This is a genomic window from Streptococcus cristatus, from assembly GCF_003943535.1.
GTDB lineage: Bacteria > Bacillota > Bacilli > Lactobacillales > Streptococcaceae > Streptococcus > Streptococcus cristatus_L.
In genome coordinates this window covers 267,921-287,713 of sequence record NZ_RJPU01000002.1, presented here as the reverse complement: position 1 = coordinate 287,713, position 19,793 = coordinate 267,921, and the positions used below count along the sequence as shown (strand labels likewise).

Sequence of the window (19,793 nt, the reverse complement as noted above, 5' to 3'; positions counted from 1 at the left end):
CAAATATTTTTAGATATGAAAGATTTGTAAAACAAGGAGGCCTTTCCCCTAGCAATCCATGAGATAGTCGTAAATCTCCTGCACGGTGCCCAGTGCCATGAGTTCCTGTTCTTTATTGGTTTGATTCTTTCACTTTACCTAAGAATTTTGGAAAATAATTTTCAAAGTATGCGCTAGACAAATTGGCTAAATAAACTCTCTCCTCTCCTAACTTTACATAATATTCTGGGTCTTGCTTTCTTTCACATTGAACTATATATTCTTTAAAAAATTTTTTTACCAACACATACAATACCGGTAAAAAGGAGATACCTACGAAAATCAAGGAGATTTTTGTAATCCCTCTGTTTTTAACAACCCATTTTTTGAAATTCTTGAAACAACTCATTTTTATCCTTTCAAATAATCATAAATCTCCTGCACATTGCCCAGTGCCATGAGTTCTTGCTCTTTGACCAGGCGCTTGAGATCTTGATAAATACGACTGCTGTCAATTTCTTTCTTTTCAGCTTCTTTATTGACCTTCATGACGCCTTCCGTGATGCTGACAAAGCCCAGTTCTTCAAAAATCTGAATCATTTTGACCAAGAGAATCGGGTCTATTTTCAGATAAGCTGCTAGATCCTTGAGCTTATAGCGAACATCAAACTCGGGGAACTGGTATATAGTCTTGTAGAGTTTAGCAAACTGCTCACGGGAACCGTAACCTGTCAGATAGTAAGGTTTAGCAATCTCATTCTTAAAGTAAATTGCTTCGAAATCCTGAGATTGAAGAATCTTCTTCAGGTCCTGCAAATCCTCAGGTAGGTCATAAACCACAACAGCTCTGCTATTTGCCAAATCCGGCAATTCCTCTGTGAAACGCAAGACAGGAACCTTGTCAGGCAGCGTCGCATTTTTGCTGCGGATATTGAAAAGCTGAACACCGTCCACACGGGCATCTACCAGCATGAGCTGGAGACTGGTCTGTCCATTCCATTTATTGACAGAGAGGCTGACAGCTAGCTCCAGATTCTTGGTTTGGGCAAACTCTGTCGCCAGGTTTCCTTGCCCAAAAGCTACTACTTCAAAAGATGCATCTTCCTGAGAAATTTTCAGCTTGAGATGGCTATTGCCAGCCCCCATAGTCCGTGCATTGTCCACTTTAAAGTCCTTGAGGTAAAAAAGCGGCTTTTTATTGTCCATACCAAAAGGAGCAAGTTTTTCAAAGCTTTTGAGTGTATCCAAAGTCAGTTCTGGCAAGTGCAGCTCCTCATCTAAATACAGAGCTGTTTTGCCAGTCAAATCCAAAGCATTATCTAAGATATAGGCCGCCAAAATATCAGCAAGCTCCGCCAACTTATCTGCTTCGAGAGTCATTCCAGCTGCTCCAGCGTGTCCACCAAAAGCTATAAAGAGATCACGATGGCTGTCCAAGGCCTCAAAAATATTGACCACTTCAATACTGCGGGCGCTGCCCTTAGCGATGCCATCCTCGATATTAAGCACTATGACTGGCTGGTGCAGCTCTTCCAGCATGCGCCCAGCGACAATCCCTAGCACACCGGGATTCCAGCCTTCCTTGGCCAACACCTGCACTGGTCTCTTAGGGTCCAGCATGGTTTGTGCCTCTTCATAAATCTGCTGGACGATTTCCTTGCGCTCGTCATTTTTCTGGTTGATCATGAGCGCAATGTCGCGAGCTTCTTCGTCGTCAAAATCTGTCAAAAGCTCAATCGCTGGATTAGGATCATCCAGCCGTCCCAAGGCGTTGAGTCGGGGAGCAAGCTGAAAGCCAACCATTTCTTCATCCAGTTCATCTGGCTGAATACCTGCGATTTTGAAGAGTTCCTGAAGTCCTACTCGCTGGGTATTTTTGAGGACGGAAAGGCCATATTTGACTAAGATCCGATTTTCCCCCGTCAGACTGACCATATCGGCAATAGTGCCAATGGCAACTAAGTCCAAAAGTTCGACTTGGACTTCTTCCAACAAGGCTGTTGCCAGCTTAAATGCCACCCCGCAACCAGCCAGATGCTTGAAAGGATAATCCGCTCCGCTATGTTCCGGATGGACAATCGCATAGGCATTTGGCAGCTCCTCAGGCATGGAGTGGTGATCCGTCACGATAACATCCACGCCCAGAGACTGGGCTAGCTCGATCGCTTCAAGTCCCGCCACTCCATTATCTACTGTAATAATGAGCGAGATCCCATGATTTTCAATAAAATATTTGTAAACACTGCTATTAGGTCCATAGCCATCCGTAAAGCGATTGGGCAGATAGACCTGACACTCAGCCCCCAACTGCTCCAAGGCTTCCTTGACAATAGATGCCGAGGTCATCCCATCAGCATCGTAATCGCCATAGATCAAAATCTGCTCGTAATTCTCAATCGCTGCACGAATGCGCTCCACTGCCCGATCCATATCATGCAGGTCATAAGGGTCATGAAGCTGGTCTAAACTAGGCTCCAAAAATTCCTGTAAGGCCTCTTCAGTCTGCACACCTCTTTGATAAAGAAGACTGGCAGCGGCAGGCTCTAATCCAGCTTTCTTAGCCTTTTTTAAAAATTTTTCGTCTGTAAAATTAGTGGCAAACTGCCAGTCATATTTTGAGCTAATCATGATAAGTGAAACACTCTCTCCGTTCAATCTTGTCTGAATATTATAACATGAAAAAGCGACAGAACAGAAGAAAAAGGCACGGAATATTTCTTGTGTTCTATCACTTTGTGTTTTACTTTCTCACTCGATTAAAATTTGAGTAAGGATAACTTTTCTGGATTTTCGCTTACCAGCTAGAACTTCTCCAATCGGCAGATCCGACTCACTAGCTTTCTTTCGCTATCCTATTTCCTTTGTAAGTCTTTGCTTCAAGAACAAGCGCTTCCGAGCCAATAAAATGACTTCTGCACTTAGATGAGTCAAGAGCAAGGTTAGCAAAAAGACAATCCTTCCCTGCTGCCATTTGGCAAAATCGGTCTTTTGGAGCAGATAAAAAGAGGATTCTATAAAAATCGGATGCAAAAAGAAATATAAAACGCTCAATTCTTTAAGGTGATAAAGACGCCATTTTTGACCAATTTTTGTACGCAAAACCCAATTCACCAGAAATAAAGCAAAGAGAGGCAAAGCCAAAAAGAAGTTCTTGTCAATCCCTTGGTGAATAAAGACAATCCACCCATCTAGCAACAAAAGAAGGCCAGACAAGAATAGCTTTTTCCCAACATTGTCCCTGAAAAGGCTGAAATGCCGATAATCATAAAGGAGATAGCCCAAGTAAACAAAAATGGGAGTATAGAAAAAGCCATTTCGGGTAGTAAAGAAAACTTTAGCATAGGCATCAAATGACTGGGTAAGCCAGCTATTTGAGAAATAAGCGTAGTATGTCTCGATCGAGCCCATTACATAAAGCAGGAGCAAAAAAATCCCCGTCTTTCTAGCACCCCATTTTCTATAAAAATAGTGAACAAGTAAAAGGCCCAAGAGAAAGGCAGGAATATACCAAAGCTGATAACATAAGCCGATATACAAAAGCCCAGCCAATAAGGCTAATGGAGCATAATGTTTCGGAAGTGGCAAGGTCCAAAAATACGCCAAGGCATAAGGGACATAAATCCCGCTCCACAAAAGATACTGCTTCAAAACACGCTTAATATACAGCTTCATTTCCTGCTTCTTAGCCAAGCTGGATTTAACCATAAAAGCTGATGAAATCAGGAAAAAGGGCACTGCCATACGACCAAACATACTTTTCTGAGTAAAATGCAGGATTTCATTCTCAAAAAGCCTCTGGCAATGCACCAAGATTACCAAAATTGAAGCCATGTACTGAAATAAACTGAGCATGGCGTAGTTGACCGACTGCTCCGTCTCTCTGACATTTCTTTCTGCCATAAATATTCTCCCTAGGAAGATTATGTTTAATAAATAGATTTAGTGCTTGCTCAGCCAAACATGCTGAAAGGCAGCGATGTCTCGATAAGGTGATTGATTGCAGACAGCCAGCTCCATTTCAAGCATCTTTTCAGCCCAGTCAGGGGCCGTTTTATAGTCATTGGATTGCAGCCCGTAAAAAATCCGTACTCCTTGATAATCCTCAACTTCTAACGGAAGACCTGAAATCACATCTTGAACCTGATAGACCTTTGCAGCTCCCATGCTGTGGGTTTGATATTCCAGACCCGCTAAAAGCTGCTGAGCCTTTTCTGGGTCATTTTCAAAAACCACCGTATGCATAATCCGCCCAACCTCGTGATGCTTGACCAGAGAAATTTTGCCGTCCTTTTTTAAGAGGCGAGAAAATTCTGCTAAATAGAGGGCTGGATCGGACACATACTCTAAGACATTATGACAGACGATGACATCAAAAGACTGGTCTGGCAATGTTTGCAGAACTTCTAGGCTACCTTGCAATTGCTCATAGGAAAAGTCCTCCTTGCGCTCAGCAATCATTTCTGAGTTCGGCTCGATGGCAGTTACTTGGTTCTTTTCCGCTAGAAAATCAGCCACAATCCCAAAACCGCTACCGAAATCCAGAATTTTCTGTCCCTTCAGCAATTTAAGAAAGGCAAAAACAATATCATACTGCAGTTTGCCCCAAGGTGCTTGCAGATGAGCCTTGTAGGCTTGTAGATTAGCTGTCATGAAACCTCACTTATAGTTAAACATATTGGCTGCCATCTTGTCGGCCATTCTTGGAAAAAGTGTATAAAGCTTGTGGGCTAGATTGAGAATGCCAGGTAAATTAATTTCCCGCTTCTTTTTGCCAAAGGAGCTGACAATTTTGCCTGCTACAAAGTCTGGCTCAAGCATATATTTGTCTACTGCTTTCACATAGGAACCGTCAGGATCTGCCTGATCGAAAAAGGCTGTTTTGATAGGACCGGGATTTACCGTCGTGACATAGACCCCAAAAGGCAGAAGCTCCAAACGCAGGGCATTGGAAAAACCAATAGCAGCAAACTTGGTCGCTGAGTAAAGACTGGACTTGCTACTTGCAATGAGGCCGGCCATACTAACGATATTGATGATATGTCCTTGACCTGCCTGCTTCATGCGAGCTCCAAAGATACGAGACAGGTTCATCAGGGCAAAGGTATTGACCTCAAACATGGCCTCAATATCACTGGAGCTGATTTTGTCAAATTCTTCAAAAATTCCATAGCCAGCGTTATTGACTAGGACATCTACGCGTCCGTACTGACTGTCAATCCGCTCAGCAAAACTTTCCAAAGCCGAGCTGTCTGTAATATCCAGCTCCACTAGGTCAAGATTGTCTTTTTCTCCATATAGTTTTTCCAGCTTAGCCTTGCTCCGTCCAACCAAAATCAGTCGGTCATGGGGCAAGAGCTGAACCATTTCCTGAGCCAGCCCACCGCTAGCTCCTGTGATGATGATGGTACGCATTGTTCTGCCTTTCGTGTTGTTAATTTAATGAAATCTTTTTCCAGCTAAATAGTCAGCATAAGCTTGATCAATGACCGGAGCAAAAAGATGATAATCCTCCCAGCCACCTAAAAATTCCAAAGGTAGGTCGTACAAGTCATTGACTACAAATTCGGAATAATCCTTCATGTACTGATGTTCATAATAATTGTTCACAAAAGCCTGAAAGTCCTTTTTGACATCCATTGTTCCTAATTTTCCGTCACACCAGTCTAGAACATAATCCACACCCAAAGTTTGCTCGTCTTTGACACTTTGGAGTGGTGCTTCTTCATCAGGAGTCATCATTTCTTTTGCATCATGCTGGATGAGCCAAGTAACGAAAAAGCCAATATGATTCGCAGCCCAACGGTGAATCTCTCGGTAATCATCTTGTGTCAATTCCTCATTTTGTAATTGGTAGCTGTAAAGATAGTTGGTTAATGCATCCTCAAAATACCAATCAGCTTTATCTAATAAACGATTTTCAACTGCCATTTTATTTTCCTCTCAACGAAACTATCCGAGACTGTAAAATTATAACTCAACTTCTTCCAAATCCTTGACCACGTGGACATTGTCAAAGACAGCACTGGCATCGCGCCGCATTTGGCTGATGTCCTTGGCTAGAAAGCGAGCACTGATATGATTGAGGAGGAGGCGCTTAGCGCCGGCCTCCTTGGCTACTTCTGCGGCTTGCATATTGGTAGAATGACCGTGATTGCGGGCAAGTTTTTCATCTCCCTTGCCATAGGTTGCTTCATGGACCAGTACATCTGCCGCCACAGCCAAGCGAACACTTGAATCGGTCTTTCTGGTGTCACCCAAAATGGTAATGGTCTTACCCGGGCGAGGAGCTGAGATATAATCGGCTGCGATGATTTTGGTACCATCTTCTAGGACGATGTCCTGACCATTCTTGACTTTTCCAAAGAGAGGACCAAAAGGAACGCCCGCCTCGCGCAGCTTGTCGGCATCCAGCGTTCCTTCCAAATCTTTCTGCATCACCCGATAACCCACGCAGAAAATCGTGTGGTCTAGCTTATCCGCATAAACAGTAAACTTGTCCGTTTCTAAAATCTTACCCAGACTGTTTTCATCAAACTCATGAAAATCAATCCGATAAGGCAGGCGAGAACCAGACACGCGCAAGCTTGTCATCACAAAGCTTTTGATACCGACTGGTCCATAAATTTCCAAATCCGTCTGCTCTTCATTGGCCTGAAAAGCTCGACTAGAGAGGAAACCCGGCAAGCCAAAAATATGGTCACCATGCAGATGCGTGATGAAAATCTTTGAAATCTTACGAGGTTTGATGGTGGTTTCCAAAATTTGATTCTGGGTGCCTTCTCCACAGTCAAACATCCAGACTTCATTGATTTCCTCCAAAAGCTTGAGGACAAGACTAGACACATTGCGGGCCTTGGACGGCTGACCGGCTCCGGTTCCTAAAAATTGTAATTGCATATTTTTCTTCCTAAATGATATAAATCATGGCAGAGCGATTCTGCGAGTGATAGTATTTTTTGCCAGCATAGGACTGGGCCAGCTGACTGACTTCATCTTGATTGTAGCCCAGAACTCTCTGGCTGCCATCCGCCAGCTGCTGCCAATCAGTCAAGGCAGTCAGCGCCTGACTGTCCACGACTTGAGATTCAGCTTTGAGAGGTACCATTTTTATTCTCCCAGCCTCTTCGTAGACCAAGTACTGTGGGAAGACTTGCGCGATTTCAAAGAGCAGGTCAGCTGTTACCGACTCTGGCTTTTCAGGGAAGACCAAGCCGACTTCCTCGCTCTCAAAGCAAAATCCATAGGACTTACCAGAAAGATTAAGCCGGACAAAAGGCTTGTTTTCTACAAAGCTAGGCTCCGCATTCCATAAGTCCAGCGCTTGCGTAATTTCTAGAAAATAAGCTGTTGCGGCTTCCGGACTTTTCTTTTGATAAAGCTCAGCGAAGTAAGCATTGATAACGCTGGGCGGCGGTGTGATGAAGTTCCGCTTCTGCTCCTCTGTCAGGCCATCCAACACTTGCTCTAAGTAGACCCTGTCTAGGCTAGTAAAACCGCCGTATTGGAGGGCTAAGTCAATATAATCAGTCATAAAATTCTTCCAGTTTCCATTTATTTTTCTCGGCAATCCAGCCTGAAATAGCTTCGACATCGTCTATGTATTCTCGATTTCCGATAATTGCGACTTTTTCTAAATCATGAATCTTGTAGGCCTTAGCCGGAGCTACCTTGATGGTAAAAGGCACAAAGAGCTCTTTCATCCGCTCCAGCAGGACTTGCTGCAAAAGAGCTCTGCTATTGTCAGCCTTAGCCGAAATCAAAGAATAAGGAGTCAGGGTCGGAGTGAAATCCTCTGCCTTGTCTGCTTTGTTATAAAGAGTCAGCCGAGGAATATCCAGCATGTCTAGCTCTTTCATGATGTCGAGGACAGTCTTTTCATGCTCCTCATGGTGAGGGTCGCTGGCATCAATGACATGGACCAGCAAATCGACATTTTTACTCTCTTCCAGTGTGGATTTAAAGCTAGATACCAGCTCTGTCGGCAAATCCTGAATGAAGCCAACTGTGTCCGTCAGAGTGACATTGAGCTGGCCACTGAGGTTGATGTTCTTAGTAGTGGCGTCTAGCGTCGCAAAGAGTTCGTCCGCCTCATACTGGCTCTTGCTGGTCAAGCAGTTCATGATCGTAGACTTGCCAGCATTGGTATAACCGATGAGGCCGATTTTGAAAATACTAGATTCCAGCCGTTTTTCACGAACGGTTGCCCGATTTTTCTCCACTGCCTTGAGCTGGCGCTCAATATCATGAATCTGATTGCGGACACTACGTCGATTGAGCTCCAGCTGACTTTCACCAGGTCCGCGAGAGCCAATTCCACCAGCCTGACGGCTAAGCATAATACCCTGCCCAACCAAGCGAGGTAGCAGGTATTTGAGCTGGGCCAGATGCACCTGAAGTTTTCCCTCATGACTCCTAGCCCTCATGGCAAAAATATCCAAAATCAGCTGCATACGGTCAATGACCTTAACTCCCAAGCTTTCCTCCAGATTGACATTTTGCCGAGGTGTCAGACGGTTATTGACAATAACGGTCGAAATCTCTTCAGCATCAACCATCTGCCGGATCTCTTCTAACTTACCAGAACCGACAAAGGTCTTGCTATCATACTTTTCCCGCTTCTGGCTATAGGAGCCGACTACCTCAGCTCCAGCAGTCTCAGCTAGACTTTGCAGCTCCTCCATGGATAGGTCAAAATTTTCCGTGTCTGCTAGTTCCACACCGACCAGAAAGACACGCTCTATTTTTTTCTCTGTTTCTATCATTTCATATCCTTATTAAAACTTGGTCAGCCAGCTATTTGTCCAAAAAATTCTTGATGTCTTCCATAACCTGCTCTTTGTAGTCTGGATTTCCCACCTGATAGAAGGTCACGGACATCCGATTTCGAAACCAAGTCAGCTGGCGCTTGGCAAAACGGCGGGTGTTCTGCTTGAGCTTATCCACCGCTTCCTCTAGGCTTATCTGGCCTTCAAAGTAGGGAAAAAGTTCCTTGTAGCCGATGCCCTTGCTAGCTTGACAGGTTGGAGCCTGCTCATACAGCCAGCGAGCTTCTTCTAAAAGTCCGGCTTCTATCATCAGATCCACTCGCTGATTGATTCGCTCATAAAGTTTTTCTCGTTCATCATCTAGGCAAATTAGTAGGGCTTCATAGTCTGGTTGATTGTTTTCTAACGAACCGCCCAGATGGGCAATTTCCAGCGCCCTCATAGCTCTGCGTCGATTTATCTGTGGAATCTCGATACCCAGCTCTGCTATTTTCCCAAACAAAGCCTCATCCGACCAACTGTCCAGCTGCGCCCGATAGGCCAGAATCTCCTCATGAGAGGCGGATCCGCCCAGATGGTAGCCCTCGAGCAAGCTCTGGATGTAGAGCCCCGTACCGCCGCATATGATGGGAAGCTGACCTTGAGCCGCAATCTCACGAATAGCCTGAGCCGCCTCAGTCACAAAATCATAGGCCGAATAGCTCTCGCCGACCTCCCGCACATCCAGCAGATGGTGTGGAATGCCCTCCTGCTCCTCAGGACGAATCTTAGCCGTGCCAATATCCAAGCCGCGATAGACCTGCTGGCTATCTCCGCTGATGATTTGGCCATTGAAGCGCTTGGCTACCTCGATACTCAGAGCCGTTTTTCCGACCGCCGTCGGCCCCACTATCACAATTATTTTGGTTTTCATCTTTTTTCCTTGAAAAAATTTTGATTTTTCGTTACTATTAATTATAACATAAATAATAAAAGTTCAGAAAAGGAGAAATCACATGGCTAAAGGATTTGGAAAAGGCGTTCTTACAGGTGTAGCAGGTACTGTCGCTGCCCTTGCTGGTGCAGTCTATGCCTTTAAGAAAAAAGTCATCGAACCTGAGGAACAAAAAGCAGCTTTCATCGAAGAAAACCGTAAGAAAGCCGCTCGCAAACGTGTAGCACACTAAGCCTGCACATTTTACAAAAGAGAGTGGGACAGAAATCGGTAATTCGTTAGAATTCGATTTCGTCGTCCCACCTCCGCACAGTTGAGTAGGGCTGTAAAAGCTGATGAAATCAGCGTAGTAGAGCCCACTCAACCACTGCGTCTTGCTCAACATTCCAAAGACAATTGAGAGGCTAGGACTTTTGTCCCAGCCTCTTTTCTTTTGTAGAAAACAGCAAGCTGAATAACTGCTACAGCTAAAACAATTAATCTTTTACATTTCTCTCTTTCTTAGATGGCTGAACACCATGAGAGCTAAAGATATAATTGCTTAAGAGCGAAAATACTAACAAGCCAAGCACAAAAAACAAATCATAAGTGGGGTCAGAAGACAGGGACACGAAGGGAATTGCAAGACACAAAATTGTGACATAAAAGATTTTCAACTGCTTGATATAAAGCCAGAAGAGTTCAATGCTCCGACTGCCACTGATCTGCGACTTAGACTTACTTTTCGCGTACCAAATGATAAAGGCTTCCGCATAACAGAATAGACTTAGCAAAAAGACCATGCTCCCAAAGCGAATCCGCAGTAGAATTCCCACTGCTAATAATAAGATGAAACCTAAGCTCGTAGCAACTACTGCTCGCCTAGTATTAGTCATAAAATCAACTCCTTTAAAGGATAAATTCAAAGAATGTCTTTAACAGTTTTTTTCTTTTTATTCTCAAGTAATCAAAAAATCAATCCTTATCTCTATGATGAGAACTAAAAAATATAAGCAAAACCATTAAAAACGAGACAATTAGGCCTACCGTAGTTTGGTTTAAAAACGGATAATTAAAAAATAAATAATTAAAGAGTGTTAATAATAGACCTCCTGCCGTTAGCATAAAAGATATAAGCAGAGAAATTTTTAAAAACAATTTCTTTTCCATATTAGTGACCTCTTTTTTCCTTGTATATTCCATTAGAAAAGCGGAACTGCTTTTCTAAAATAGACAACAGTTAGTTTAAAGTCCTCTTTTTCGGATGATCCGATAAGTCATCAGACAGCAGAGGAGCATGAGAGAGAGCCGGATCATGATCACGCTGACACCATTTGCAGTAAAATCATTGAAGAAAAATCCTTTGCTATTGGAAAGTTTCAATAAGATTCCTTCCGTTCCATCAGTTGAAATTGAAAAAATAGTTAGTATCTTATTCATCAGACCATCTCTGAAGATATTCATCAAAAAGTCTGGCGCCAAGAACATCCCTACAGAACTTGCAAATGTTGCTAGCGGCGACTTTGTCAAACTAGATATGAGAACCATCACCCCAAGAATAAAGAGTAAACCAACAAACTGGAATAGAATAAGGCGAATCAACAATTCTAAGAGATTCATATGGACAGGAAATTGCAAAATATTATAAATGGTCGAAATCCACTCCAAGTTCATCTGGACGCTGGTATCCCACCCACTCCAACCGAAGTAGGTCCCAAACACCAGTAAAACAAGACTATTAACAAGGACAAATGTTAAAGTAGCAATTCCAAAAACAGATACGATTTTTGCAATCGTTAACTGATTGCGACCATATTTAGTTGTCAAAAGTAATGAATCCATCTTTCTTGCTCGATCACCTGAGAAAACAGAGCAGCAAATATAGATTACAAATACCACCATTAAACTAAAAGCAGCATTTAAGGTATTAAACAACTTATGCCAAGGAGCAAAATTTCCCAGCTTTAACGTTTTTAAAGGGAAATGAGACTGCAGCTCTTCTTGCGACTTGAGGCTAATCCGGTCATAATGTAAGACATCATCAGATTTATAGGTATCTGTTAAAATTTCTTGAGAATTTGAGACGAGACGATCAATGGCATACCAGGAAAACATATCATACAAGTCATTCTGTTTGAAATAGGGCATATTGGCTGCATAGTCATTAACGATTTTATCCATTAAATCATCAGATAAATAACCAGTATGCTCTTCAGCAATCTTTTGTTTGATCACAACTGCTTGTTTCCCATGTATTCGATCAGCTGAAGATCCGCTAATTTGTCCATCATTAAAAAAATTTGCATAAAACAATCCAGCTAAAACCAATATAATAGCCAGTACTGCACCTAAAACTGACTTCTTTTTTAATAATTTCTTCAATTCAAAAGGAACTAATGCTATCATCCATTTACCTCCTCTCTAAAGTAATAAATATACAAATCTTCCAAACTTGGAATCACCCCTTGCGCTCCTTCGACAGGACTCTCATCGCTAATAACCCGCAAGACGATACCGTCTGGTTCTATCCGCTCATTCACAATTACATAATCCTTTGCAAAACGCTGCCACTCACGCTCGGAAACACGAAATTCCCAAACTTGCCCCTCGATAAGTGAAAGAAGTTCCTTAGCACTACCTCTCTCCACAAAATTTCCATCTTTTAGGATTAGGATTTCCTTGGCTATCGCTTCTACATCCGATACGATATGGGTAGATAAGAGAAAGATTTTATCAGCCGATAGCTCACTGATAATATTTCTGAATTTCACCCTTTCCTTGGGATCCAATCCCACGGTTGGCTCATCTAAAATCAATATTTTGGGATGATTGAGAAGTGCCTGCGCAATGCCAAGTCTTTGCTTCATACCACCCGAATAGGAAGCAATCTTCTTTTTCCGAACATCGTATAAACCAGTAAGTTTCAAAAACTTATCGCTCTCTACTCTGGCTTGTTTCTTCGTCATTCCCTTAAGAGCGGCCATATATAAAAGGAAATCGAGCCCAGTAAAGTTATGATAATAAGAAAAATCTTGTGGCAAGAATCCAAGATACTGGATATACTCTTCTGTATGTGATGCCCCATCACACTTTATCCTTCCTTGGCTCGGCTTTATGAGATCACAAATGATATTCATCAGGGTCGTCTTACCCGTACCATTTGCCCCAAGCAAACCATAAACTCCCTCAGTAAATTCGCAGGAAATACCTTTGAGCACAGACTTAGAGCCATAGTTCTTGCTAATGCCTATCATTTCTAATTTCATAGATGCCCTCCATTCCAAAAAAGTGCCATTAGAGATAGCAAATCACCTTTTTCCCAAAATTACAAACGACGATTATACTGTTATTATAACATAAATTTTTGATTAAAAGTTTTTTGTCTTAACAGACTTCAACCATTTGCAAAGTCAATCTTAACCTGCTTAGATTATAGCGCACTTTCTTCAAATAACAAGCCGAAAATCATAAACAGTCTGTATTTCATCCTAAATGGTCATTTGAAGAAAAAAACACAGCACTTGCTGGAAGCAAATGCTGATTTTACTAAAATAATAAAATTTAAATTACAAAGAGCATAAGAAAGAATTGACCAGCAGGATATTCCGTATCGTCTTCTTGGAAAAATGTTGTAAGAAATATTCTTAGAAAACATCACAAAAAAGTAAGACAGAGAGAGTATAGCGATAGACTGTTCAATTTAGCAAATCTAATTTGTTTTATGTTTTCTATTAACCATCTTGGCATATTTTATTCCCCAAATAAGTAGAATAAGTAAGATAAATAATAGAATAGTGGATATCAGAGCAATTAATTTTTGAAATTCATCACTAATCGTTATCAGTCTGTAAGAACTAAATATAAACAGAGCCAAAGTCAAAATAGTAAAGAAAATTTGGTTTGATAAGATGTCGGAACTACTTTCTTTTTTTATTTGGTCCATAAAATAAAGATTCAACACAAGATTGCTCACAAGTATCAAATAAAAACAAATCTGGACTAGAAGCGATGTTTTAAAAATCTGGTTACTTAAAATCATAACGAATACAGCCAGACTAGGAAGCTGGGCAGTTAAAAATCGCATTAGGTATGTATTGCTATATAATTTCTTCATTTCTTGTCACTCCTAACAATTAAATAACAAATAACCAGACAACAGTTTGAATTAAGTTATATTTGTCTCTAAACAAGGCATTTCTCTTAGTGCCTTCGTATTCTTAAACCCTATATTAATTATAGCACTTTTAAACAGGTGTGGCACTAAAAACCTTAAATTGTCTTTTTTTACTCATAAACAGTTCTTGTTACTCTCATTGAGTTAAATCAAGTGGAAAATCTAATCATTCGCAATCTAATAAATTCATTTTATCTCCAACTCTTGTCTAAAAGAGTAATCATGACTAGTGGTACGCAGAGAAACATTGGGATAGTGGCTAATAATATTTTGAACATTGGAGAGACCAAGCCCTCTATTTTCTCCTTTAGTGCTAAATCCCTTTTTAAAAATAGTATCGGAATAGATAGAAAACTCTTTTATTGTATTCTCAACAATAAAAATCTGTCTATTTTCCTGCTCCAAAAAGGCAAAAGAAACCACTGGATGACTAGTCTCCACTGCTGCTTCCATAGCATTATCAGCCAATATGGAAACAATCGTGATAAAATCGAGCAACTCCATTCCTTGAGGTTTGATTTCTTGAGGAACTTCCAAGCCAATTTCTATTCCCTTGCTCTGAGCTTCTAAAAATTTTGCTGACAAGACGCTCTTGAGAGCATCATTGTGGATATTGGACAGACGACCCAAATCATATTTAGATTGGTTGAGCGCTTGACCTGAGTCTTTAAGAACTTGGTTATAAATCTGCTCGATGGCTGGTAAATCATGCGTATCAATTCCCAACTTCAGACTCCTTAAAATATTGATGTAATCATGCCGAAAACTTCGCAACTCATTATAAAGTTCTTCAATATGCTGACTGTAATCGGACATATTTCTCAATTGTAACTCTCTTTGTTCACTTAACTGCTGTTGAATTCGCTCTCGCAAATTACGGTCTAGGATATTTACCGAACTTAGAAAGAGAATAATATAAATTATCACAATTAATTTTCTATATGGCAAATTAACCACATTATGAGTTATTTCTAAATAAGAGAAAAATTGTACAAATACAATATAAAAAATCATGGATATATTAAGGAAAATGACTAGGTGTTTATCAGCCTCATTTAATCTAAATTCTCTTAACCGCTTAAATTTATAATGTAGTAAACTTGGAATCCATAACGATAGTAAACTAGCTACAAAAGCCGTAATATTTAAAATAAGCTGTTCTTCATTTATTAGTTGGTTATATTCCAAACCGAAAATAGGAATAACAAAAAAAGTTAATATACGATATAGAAGATTCCAAAGAACAACTGGGAAAAGACCATAAAAGATAGATAACGTTATAGGAATAGAACTCTGTCTAGTTAATAATAAAGAAAAAATTAAAAAATAAACTGGAAGATCTAAGTAAGTTAAAAAAGTTTCACTAAATAAGATAAAAAGTAGAATATTAAAAAATATATAAACAAAAGGTATTAAGACGTACTTAATCCATGTCAACTTAATTCCACTGATATGTGAAAATAAGAAAGACAGAGCTATCATTTCGAAAACAAGTAAAACAACTTGTATTATTCTTGGCATAATTCCTCTCCCACTTCTATCATATTACTTCCCTACTGCCTTAAAGCTGTCCGTAATCCTTTCATCTTGAGGCGTGATACATAGCAACTAGCGCCATTAGGAAAATAGGCTATGTTTTCTATCTTATCTAGCTGTGAGATATTCGCTGGATTGAGCACATAAGAGCGATGACACCGATAGAGACGCTTGTCCTGCTTTGTAATCTCAGAAAGCTGTCCGTAAAATTCGATGCGCTCTTTCTTGGTATAGAGAACTAGTCTATGAGGCACTTCTGATGTCTCAAAATAATAGATTTCATTAAAAGGCACCTGAAAATCTGATTTGGAATTTTCAAAGAGAAAAGTTTCCTCAGCTTGAAAACTGTCCTTTCTCTCGTAAAGATAGGCCAAGTCCTGCTCAATCTGCTTGATAAAATCCTCCTCAGGTAAACCTTTGTCAATAAAGTCAAAAGCTGATACCTGATAGCGAAAAGTCAAGGGCAGAAATTCTGAGTGAGTCGTCACAAATACAATCAGAGCATAGGGGTCCAACTTGCGAATCTTTCCTGCAACCTCTAGCCCCTTCTGCGTCTCTTGCTTAATCTCAATATCCAAAAAGAAAATCTGATGGCTCCCCCGTTCCCTTACTGCATCAATTAGCATGTCCGGCTTGCCGTAGATTTCTAAAAACTGGCATTCCCAGCCGTTCTTTTCCAAAATTCTCTGAATGGTTGACTCCATATAGGCTTGTTGCTTAAGATCGTCTTCTAATACAAAAATTTTCATCTTATTTTCTTCCTTCCTGAGACCAGCGCTTGATGAGACTGGTTAAATGACGCCTTGAGCAGACAATATCTCCCAAGTCAGACTGCTCAAAAAACAATCTTTTACGCTCCCTGTCCAATCCTTGGACCTTGCCTAAATTGACCAGTGTTTGACGATTACAGTGAACCAGCGCATCAGGATAGAGCTTAGCCAACTCAGTCAGAGAAGCCCTAAGGCTGTAGTTGTCTTGTCCAGTGACGATAAGAACGATGTGAGGCTTTTGAGGATGGGACTGGATATAGTAAATTGTCGAAAGATCCAGCTTTCGAAGAGTGCTGCCATCTTTGATTATAATAGTAGCCATTTGTCTACCTCCGTTGCTCTAGCATAGCACAGGTAGCATCACAAATGACTCCCAAATCCTAAATGGTAGCTGAGAAGTCTTAAATGGTCTCAGAAGCACTAAGTAAAAACTTACTTGTTAGGTAAGTTTTTACGATCTATTATTTCAGTCTGATATATTGGTGCCAAACAGTTGTATAAACTCTTACTTTTTCTTTTTCTGTGGGAAAAGGGGCATGCCCAATGCAGCAATCTTTTCAGCTGGAACCTTCATGCCTTCTTTGATCCATTTGGAAAGCACGGAGACAACCGCAGAACTCCAGAATGAATTCATATAGGAATTAGCTGTCTTTTTCCCACCTTTGCTGCGCTTTTCAAGGAAATCAAAGACCGCCTGCGTCAGCAACTTTTCAAAATTATAGTCAATAGCCAGACTAATGACACGCGCCTCCTTCTTGGCTTCCTTAAAAAGAAAAAGCCAAATCTGGTACATTTCTGTTTTGAAATTAAACTGCTCCAGCTTGTCGACAATTCCTTGAACCGTATTTTTGAAAATCCCCTCTAGAATTTCTTCTTTGGAGCTATAGTTTCGATAAAAGGCTGCGCGCGAAACCCCAGCCCGTTCGACTAACTCAGAGATGGTAATCTTTTTCAAATCCTTCTTCTCTAGCAGTTGCATCAGAGAAATTTCCAAGGATTCCTTTGTAATTCGATTGGATTCTTGATTATAAGTTTTTAAATTTGCAAGGGATTTTTCTGATATTTTCTTTTCCGCCATAACAATTTCTTTCTTCCTGTATCAGCTGAGAATTAAGGCTTTATATCAAAGCATCTTCATGTTATAATTGTAAGAAAAGACAAGTTTTTTGTCAATGTATAGAACTGATAGAGCAGGAGAACCCAAATGACTTGGAAAATTGTTGCCGATTCTGGCTGTGACTACCGTGAGATTGCTGATTTGGCTAACCAGACAAGGTTTGAGAGTGTGCCACTGACCATTCAGATTGATAATGAGATTTTTGTGGATAACGCTCATCTCAATATTGATGACATGATGGAAAAAATGTATGCTACTTCAAGTGCTTCAAAATCAGCCTGCCCAAGCCCTGATGACTACCTCAGAAGCTTTGAAGGGGCTGAAAATATCTTTGTCGTGACGATTACAGGCTCCCTTTCTGGTAGCCACAATAGCGCCCAGCTAGCCAAAAAGCTCTTCTTAGAAGAAAACCCAACAGCAAATATCCATGTTATTGACAGTCTTTCGGCTGGTGGCGAGGTTGATCTGATTGTTAGAAAATTGAACGACCTCATCAAAGAAGGACTTTCTTTCGAGCAAGTCGTGGAAGCCATTACCCACTACCAAAAAAACACAAAGCTTCTCTTTGTCCTGGCTAAGGTAGATAATCTGGTCAAAAATGGTCGTCTCAGCAAGCTAATCGGTGCGGTTGTCGGCCTCCTCAATATTCGCATGGTCGGCGAAGCCAGCGATACTGGTACTCTGGAGCTTCTCCAAAAAGCTAGAGGGGCTAAAAAGGCTCTGACTGCTGCAGTGGATGAAGTTCTGAAAGCTGGATATAAGGGCGGCCGCATTATCATTGCTCACCGCAATAACGAGAAATTTTGCCAGCAATTTTCGGAAGTTATCAAGGAAAAATTCCCAGCTGCCGACATTTCATTCCTACCAACTTCTGGACTTTGCAGCTTTTACGCAGAAGAAGGCGGCCTCTTGATGGGCTACGAAATTTAATCCTCTCCTTTTGAGCTGAATATCCGTATTCAGCTCTTTACTTTTTCGATTTAATTCGTTAAAATAGAAGAAAGAAAAGGAGTGAATATCATGGCCAGAGGACGCGGTGTCGCTAGCCCCCAGGATAAGGAGGCAATGCGGCTCATTTCTAAAAAAATCAAAACTTTATTGAAGCAAAAGCAAATCAAACAAATCGAACTTTCCCGAGGAACAGGAATCCCAGCCAGCACTCTTACTGGCTATATCAAAGGAAATTCCCTACCTGTCCTCGAAAATATGCAGAAAATTGCAGACTTCTTTGATATGGATGTTCAAGAGCTGGATCCTCGCTATTTATCTGTTCATAGCCCTACACCATTTTCGCTAGAGTTCACGGATATTTTCCAATCCCTAGACCAAAGCCGCAAGCAAGCTGTGACAGACTTTGCCAAAAAAGAGCTGGAAAATCAAACGACTGAGGAAAGATTAAAAGATGACTATTTTCCTTACAAGGTCTATGAAAGCTACCAGACTTTCTTGAACAAGCCTGAACAAGCTGACATCGTCTGGTTAGACAAAGAGCTTGACTATGATATTGCCCTCTGGATTCGGACCGATTCGCTGGAACCCAAGTATCCGGAAGGTTCTGTGGCACTCATCAAGAATACACATTTTGAGTTTGCTGGCGCTATCTATGCCATCGATTACGACGGTCAGACGATTCTGAAAAGAGTTTTCAATGACCCAACTGGCATCCGCCTCATCTCTCTCAATAAAAAATACAGCGATAAATTTATCCCGCATCAAGAAGAACCCAAGGTCATCGGCCGTGTCATGGCTGCCTTTATGCCCTTAGATTTATCAGAACAAGCACAAAAGCCACTTTAGTACATAAAGCGGCTTTTCTATTTTTTCTTACTTCCTTTGCTTGCAATCGTGATGACTACTACTATCAGAAAGAAAATAATATAAGTGGCAATTGGGAACCAGACATAGCGATGGTCCAAAGTAGGCAGTGGTAGCAAAGGTCTATGACGGCGGCTCCTCACTCCAAAGTAATGTAGCAAAAGAACCATAGGATTTATATAAAGGAGAGGATTGACTAAGTCTTTCAAAGAAGTGACCCTCTTTACACTATTTTCACGTAGGATAGAACCATAGGCATAGTACAGTAAAACAAGAATATTTATAAACAAAGGAAAAACATAATTACTCTTTAAATATGTAGGGAGGAAGGGAATTTGAAAAACTAGGATACCCGTAATCATTACAAAAAGCATAAGGACGGAGAAATCCAATAACCAAGCTAGAAAACCATGGCGCTTGAGCCATGTATTCACTTTATCTAGCCACATCCACTCATTCCTATTCCTATTCCTATTCACATTCACACCCCTCTCTTAGCTTTTAAGACGAGTTTTGAAACCAGATTCCATTGACAAGAGCTGCATCAATCAATATAACGAACACGATTGACCTTGGTTTTCATGATATAGGGATTGACTAAATCATGGTATTCATCATATTCATCTAATAAATAGCCTTTTCGTAAAACAACTTCTCTCCCCTCTATCCCGTAATCCATATTGATTGGGACAGAATTTTCTGATTTGACTATAGAGAAATGAAA

General features: G+C 41.0%; 21 protein-coding genes. 3 read left to right on the top strand and 18 right to left on the bottom strand.

Annotated elements, in window-relative coordinates; all coding sequences use genetic code 11:
• Nucleotides 1-390: 390 nt before the first annotated feature.
• From recJ to miaA, 9 genes are all read right to left on the bottom strand, one after another.
• Nucleotides 391-2,607: a single-stranded-DNA-specific exonuclease RecJ gene (recJ, locus tag D8790_RS04610; RefSeq protein ID WP_125387742.1), complete on the bottom strand. Its 2,217-nt coding sequence runs from the start codon at nt 2,605-2,607 to the stop codon at nt 391-393.
• A gap of 219 nt (nt 2,608-2,826) precedes the next feature.
• Nucleotides 2,827-3,879, bottom strand: a complete 1,053-nt coding sequence (locus D8790_RS04605) for an acyltransferase family protein (RefSeq protein ID WP_125387741.1) — start codon at nt 3,877-3,879, stop codon at nt 2,827-2,829.
• A gap of 39 nt (nt 3,880-3,918) precedes the next feature.
• Nucleotides 3,919-4,629 carry a class I SAM-dependent methyltransferase gene (locus D8790_RS04600; protein WP_125387740.1) on the bottom strand — a complete coding sequence of 237 codons (711 nt, stop codon included), beginning with the start codon at nt 4,627-4,629 and terminating at the stop codon, nt 3,919-3,921.
• 6 nt (nt 4,630-4,635) lie between these two features.
• A complete protein-coding gene (locus D8790_RS04595) occupies nt 4,636-5,391 on the bottom strand; it encodes an SDR family NAD(P)-dependent oxidoreductase (protein ID WP_125387739.1) in 756 nt (251 codons plus the stop codon).
• Between the two features lie 24 nt (nt 5,392-5,415).
• The gene (locus tag D8790_RS04590; protein WP_125387738.1) at nt 5,416-5,907 is read right to left on the bottom strand and encodes a DUF7832 domain-containing protein; all 492 of its coding nucleotides are present in this window, start codon (nt 5,905-5,907) and stop codon (nt 5,416-5,418) included.
• A gap of 39 nt (nt 5,908-5,946) precedes the next feature.
• On the bottom strand, nt 5,947-6,876 hold the full coding sequence (rnz, locus tag D8790_RS04585) for a ribonuclease Z (RefSeq protein WP_125387737.1): 930 nt from the start codon (nt 6,874-6,876) through the stop codon (nt 5,947-5,949).
• Nucleotides 6,877-6,886: 10 nt separating this feature from the next.
• Entirely contained in the window at nt 6,887-7,510 is a 624-nt protein-coding gene (locus D8790_RS04580; RefSeq protein ID WP_185761908.1) for a cystathionine beta-lyase, read from the bottom strand.
• The gene (gene hflX / locus D8790_RS04575; protein ID WP_125387735.1) at nt 7,503-8,741 is read right to left on the bottom strand and encodes a GTPase HflX; all 1,239 of its coding nucleotides are present in this window, start codon (nt 8,739-8,741) and stop codon (nt 7,503-7,505) included. The genes D8790_RS04580 and hflX overlap by 8 nt, the downstream gene beginning before the upstream one ends.
• A gap of 31 nt (nt 8,742-8,772) precedes the next feature.
• Nucleotides 8,773-9,657 carry a tRNA (adenosine(37)-N6)-dimethylallyltransferase MiaA gene (gene miaA, locus D8790_RS04570; RefSeq protein ID WP_125387734.1) on the bottom strand — a complete coding sequence of 295 codons (885 nt, stop codon included), beginning with the start codon at nt 9,655-9,657 and terminating at the stop codon, nt 8,773-8,775.
• 82 nt (nt 9,658-9,739) lie between these two features.
• Here miaA and D8790_RS04565 point away from each other — a divergent pair, with 82 nt between their 5' ends.
• Nucleotides 9,740-9,910: a DUF3042 family protein gene (locus D8790_RS04565; protein WP_005590510.1), complete on the top strand. Its 171-nt coding sequence runs from the start codon at nt 9,740-9,742 to the stop codon at nt 9,908-9,910.
• Nucleotides 9,911-10,154: 244 nt separating this feature from the next.
• On the opposite strand, the gene D8790_RS04555 is transcribed toward D8790_RS04565, so the two are convergent.
• From D8790_RS04555 to D8790_RS04515, 7 genes are all read right to left on the bottom strand, one after another.
• A complete protein-coding gene (locus D8790_RS04555) occupies nt 10,155-10,553 on the bottom strand; it encodes a hypothetical protein (protein ID WP_125387733.1) in 399 nt (132 codons plus the stop codon).
• A gap of 349 nt (nt 10,554-10,902) precedes the next feature.
• Nucleotides 10,903-12,063: an ABC transporter permease subunit gene (locus D8790_RS04545; RefSeq protein WP_125387731.1), complete on the bottom strand. Its 1,161-nt coding sequence runs from the start codon at nt 12,061-12,063 to the stop codon at nt 10,903-10,905.
• Nucleotides 12,060-12,923 carry an ABC transporter ATP-binding protein gene (locus D8790_RS04540; protein ID WP_125387730.1) on the bottom strand — a complete coding sequence of 288 codons (864 nt, stop codon included), beginning with the start codon at nt 12,921-12,923 and terminating at the stop codon, nt 12,060-12,062. Before D8790_RS04540 ends, D8790_RS04545 begins: the two co-directional genes overlap by 4 nt.
• A gap of 1,094 nt (nt 12,924-14,017) precedes the next feature.
• A complete protein-coding gene (locus tag D8790_RS04530; RefSeq protein ID WP_125387728.1) occupies nt 14,018-15,352 on the bottom strand; it encodes a sensor histidine kinase in 1,335 nt (444 codons plus the stop codon).
• A 32-nt stretch (nt 15,353-15,384) separates the two neighbouring features.
• Nucleotides 15,385-16,116 carry a response regulator transcription factor gene (locus D8790_RS04525; RefSeq protein ID WP_125387727.1) on the bottom strand — a complete coding sequence of 244 codons (732 nt, stop codon included), beginning with the start codon at nt 16,114-16,116 and terminating at the stop codon, nt 15,385-15,387.
• Nucleotide 16,117: 1 nt separating this feature from the next.
• Nucleotides 16,118-16,459 (bottom strand): LytTR family DNA-binding domain-containing protein, encoded by a 342-nt coding sequence (locus tag D8790_RS04520; RefSeq protein WP_125387726.1) that lies wholly within the window; start codon nt 16,457-16,459, stop codon nt 16,118-16,120.
• Nucleotides 16,460-16,642: 183 nt separating this feature from the next.
• Entirely contained in the window at nt 16,643-17,215 is a 573-nt protein-coding gene (locus tag D8790_RS04515) for a TetR/AcrR family transcriptional regulator (protein ID WP_015605159.1), read from the bottom strand.
• Nucleotides 17,216-17,341: 126 nt separating this feature from the next.
• Between D8790_RS04515 and D8790_RS04510 the strand changes: the two genes are divergently transcribed.
• Both D8790_RS04510 and D8790_RS04505 read left to right on the top strand, forming a co-directional pair.
• Nucleotides 17,342-18,184 (top strand): DegV family protein, encoded by an 843-nt coding sequence (locus D8790_RS04510; protein WP_125387725.1) that lies wholly within the window; start codon nt 17,342-17,344, stop codon nt 18,182-18,184.
• A gap of 90 nt (nt 18,185-18,274) precedes the next feature.
• Nucleotides 18,275-19,051 (top strand): XRE family transcriptional regulator, encoded by a 777-nt coding sequence (locus D8790_RS04505; RefSeq protein ID WP_125387724.1) that lies wholly within the window; start codon nt 18,275-18,277, stop codon nt 19,049-19,051.
• Between the two features lie 17 nt (nt 19,052-19,068).
• Here D8790_RS04505 and D8790_RS04500 read toward each other — a convergent pair whose 3' ends face one another.
• Together D8790_RS04500 and D8790_RS11045 are read right to left on the bottom strand one after the other, a co-directional pair.
• A complete protein-coding gene (locus tag D8790_RS04500; protein WP_260470268.1) occupies nt 19,069-19,518 on the bottom strand; it encodes a hypothetical protein in 450 nt (149 codons plus the stop codon).
• A 95-nt stretch (nt 19,519-19,613) separates the two neighbouring features.
• The gene (locus D8790_RS11045; RefSeq protein WP_376739450.1) at nt 19,614-19,748 is read right to left on the bottom strand and encodes a hypothetical protein; all 135 of its coding nucleotides are present in this window, start codon (nt 19,746-19,748) and stop codon (nt 19,614-19,616) included.
• Nucleotides 19,749-19,793: the final 45 nt, after the last annotated feature.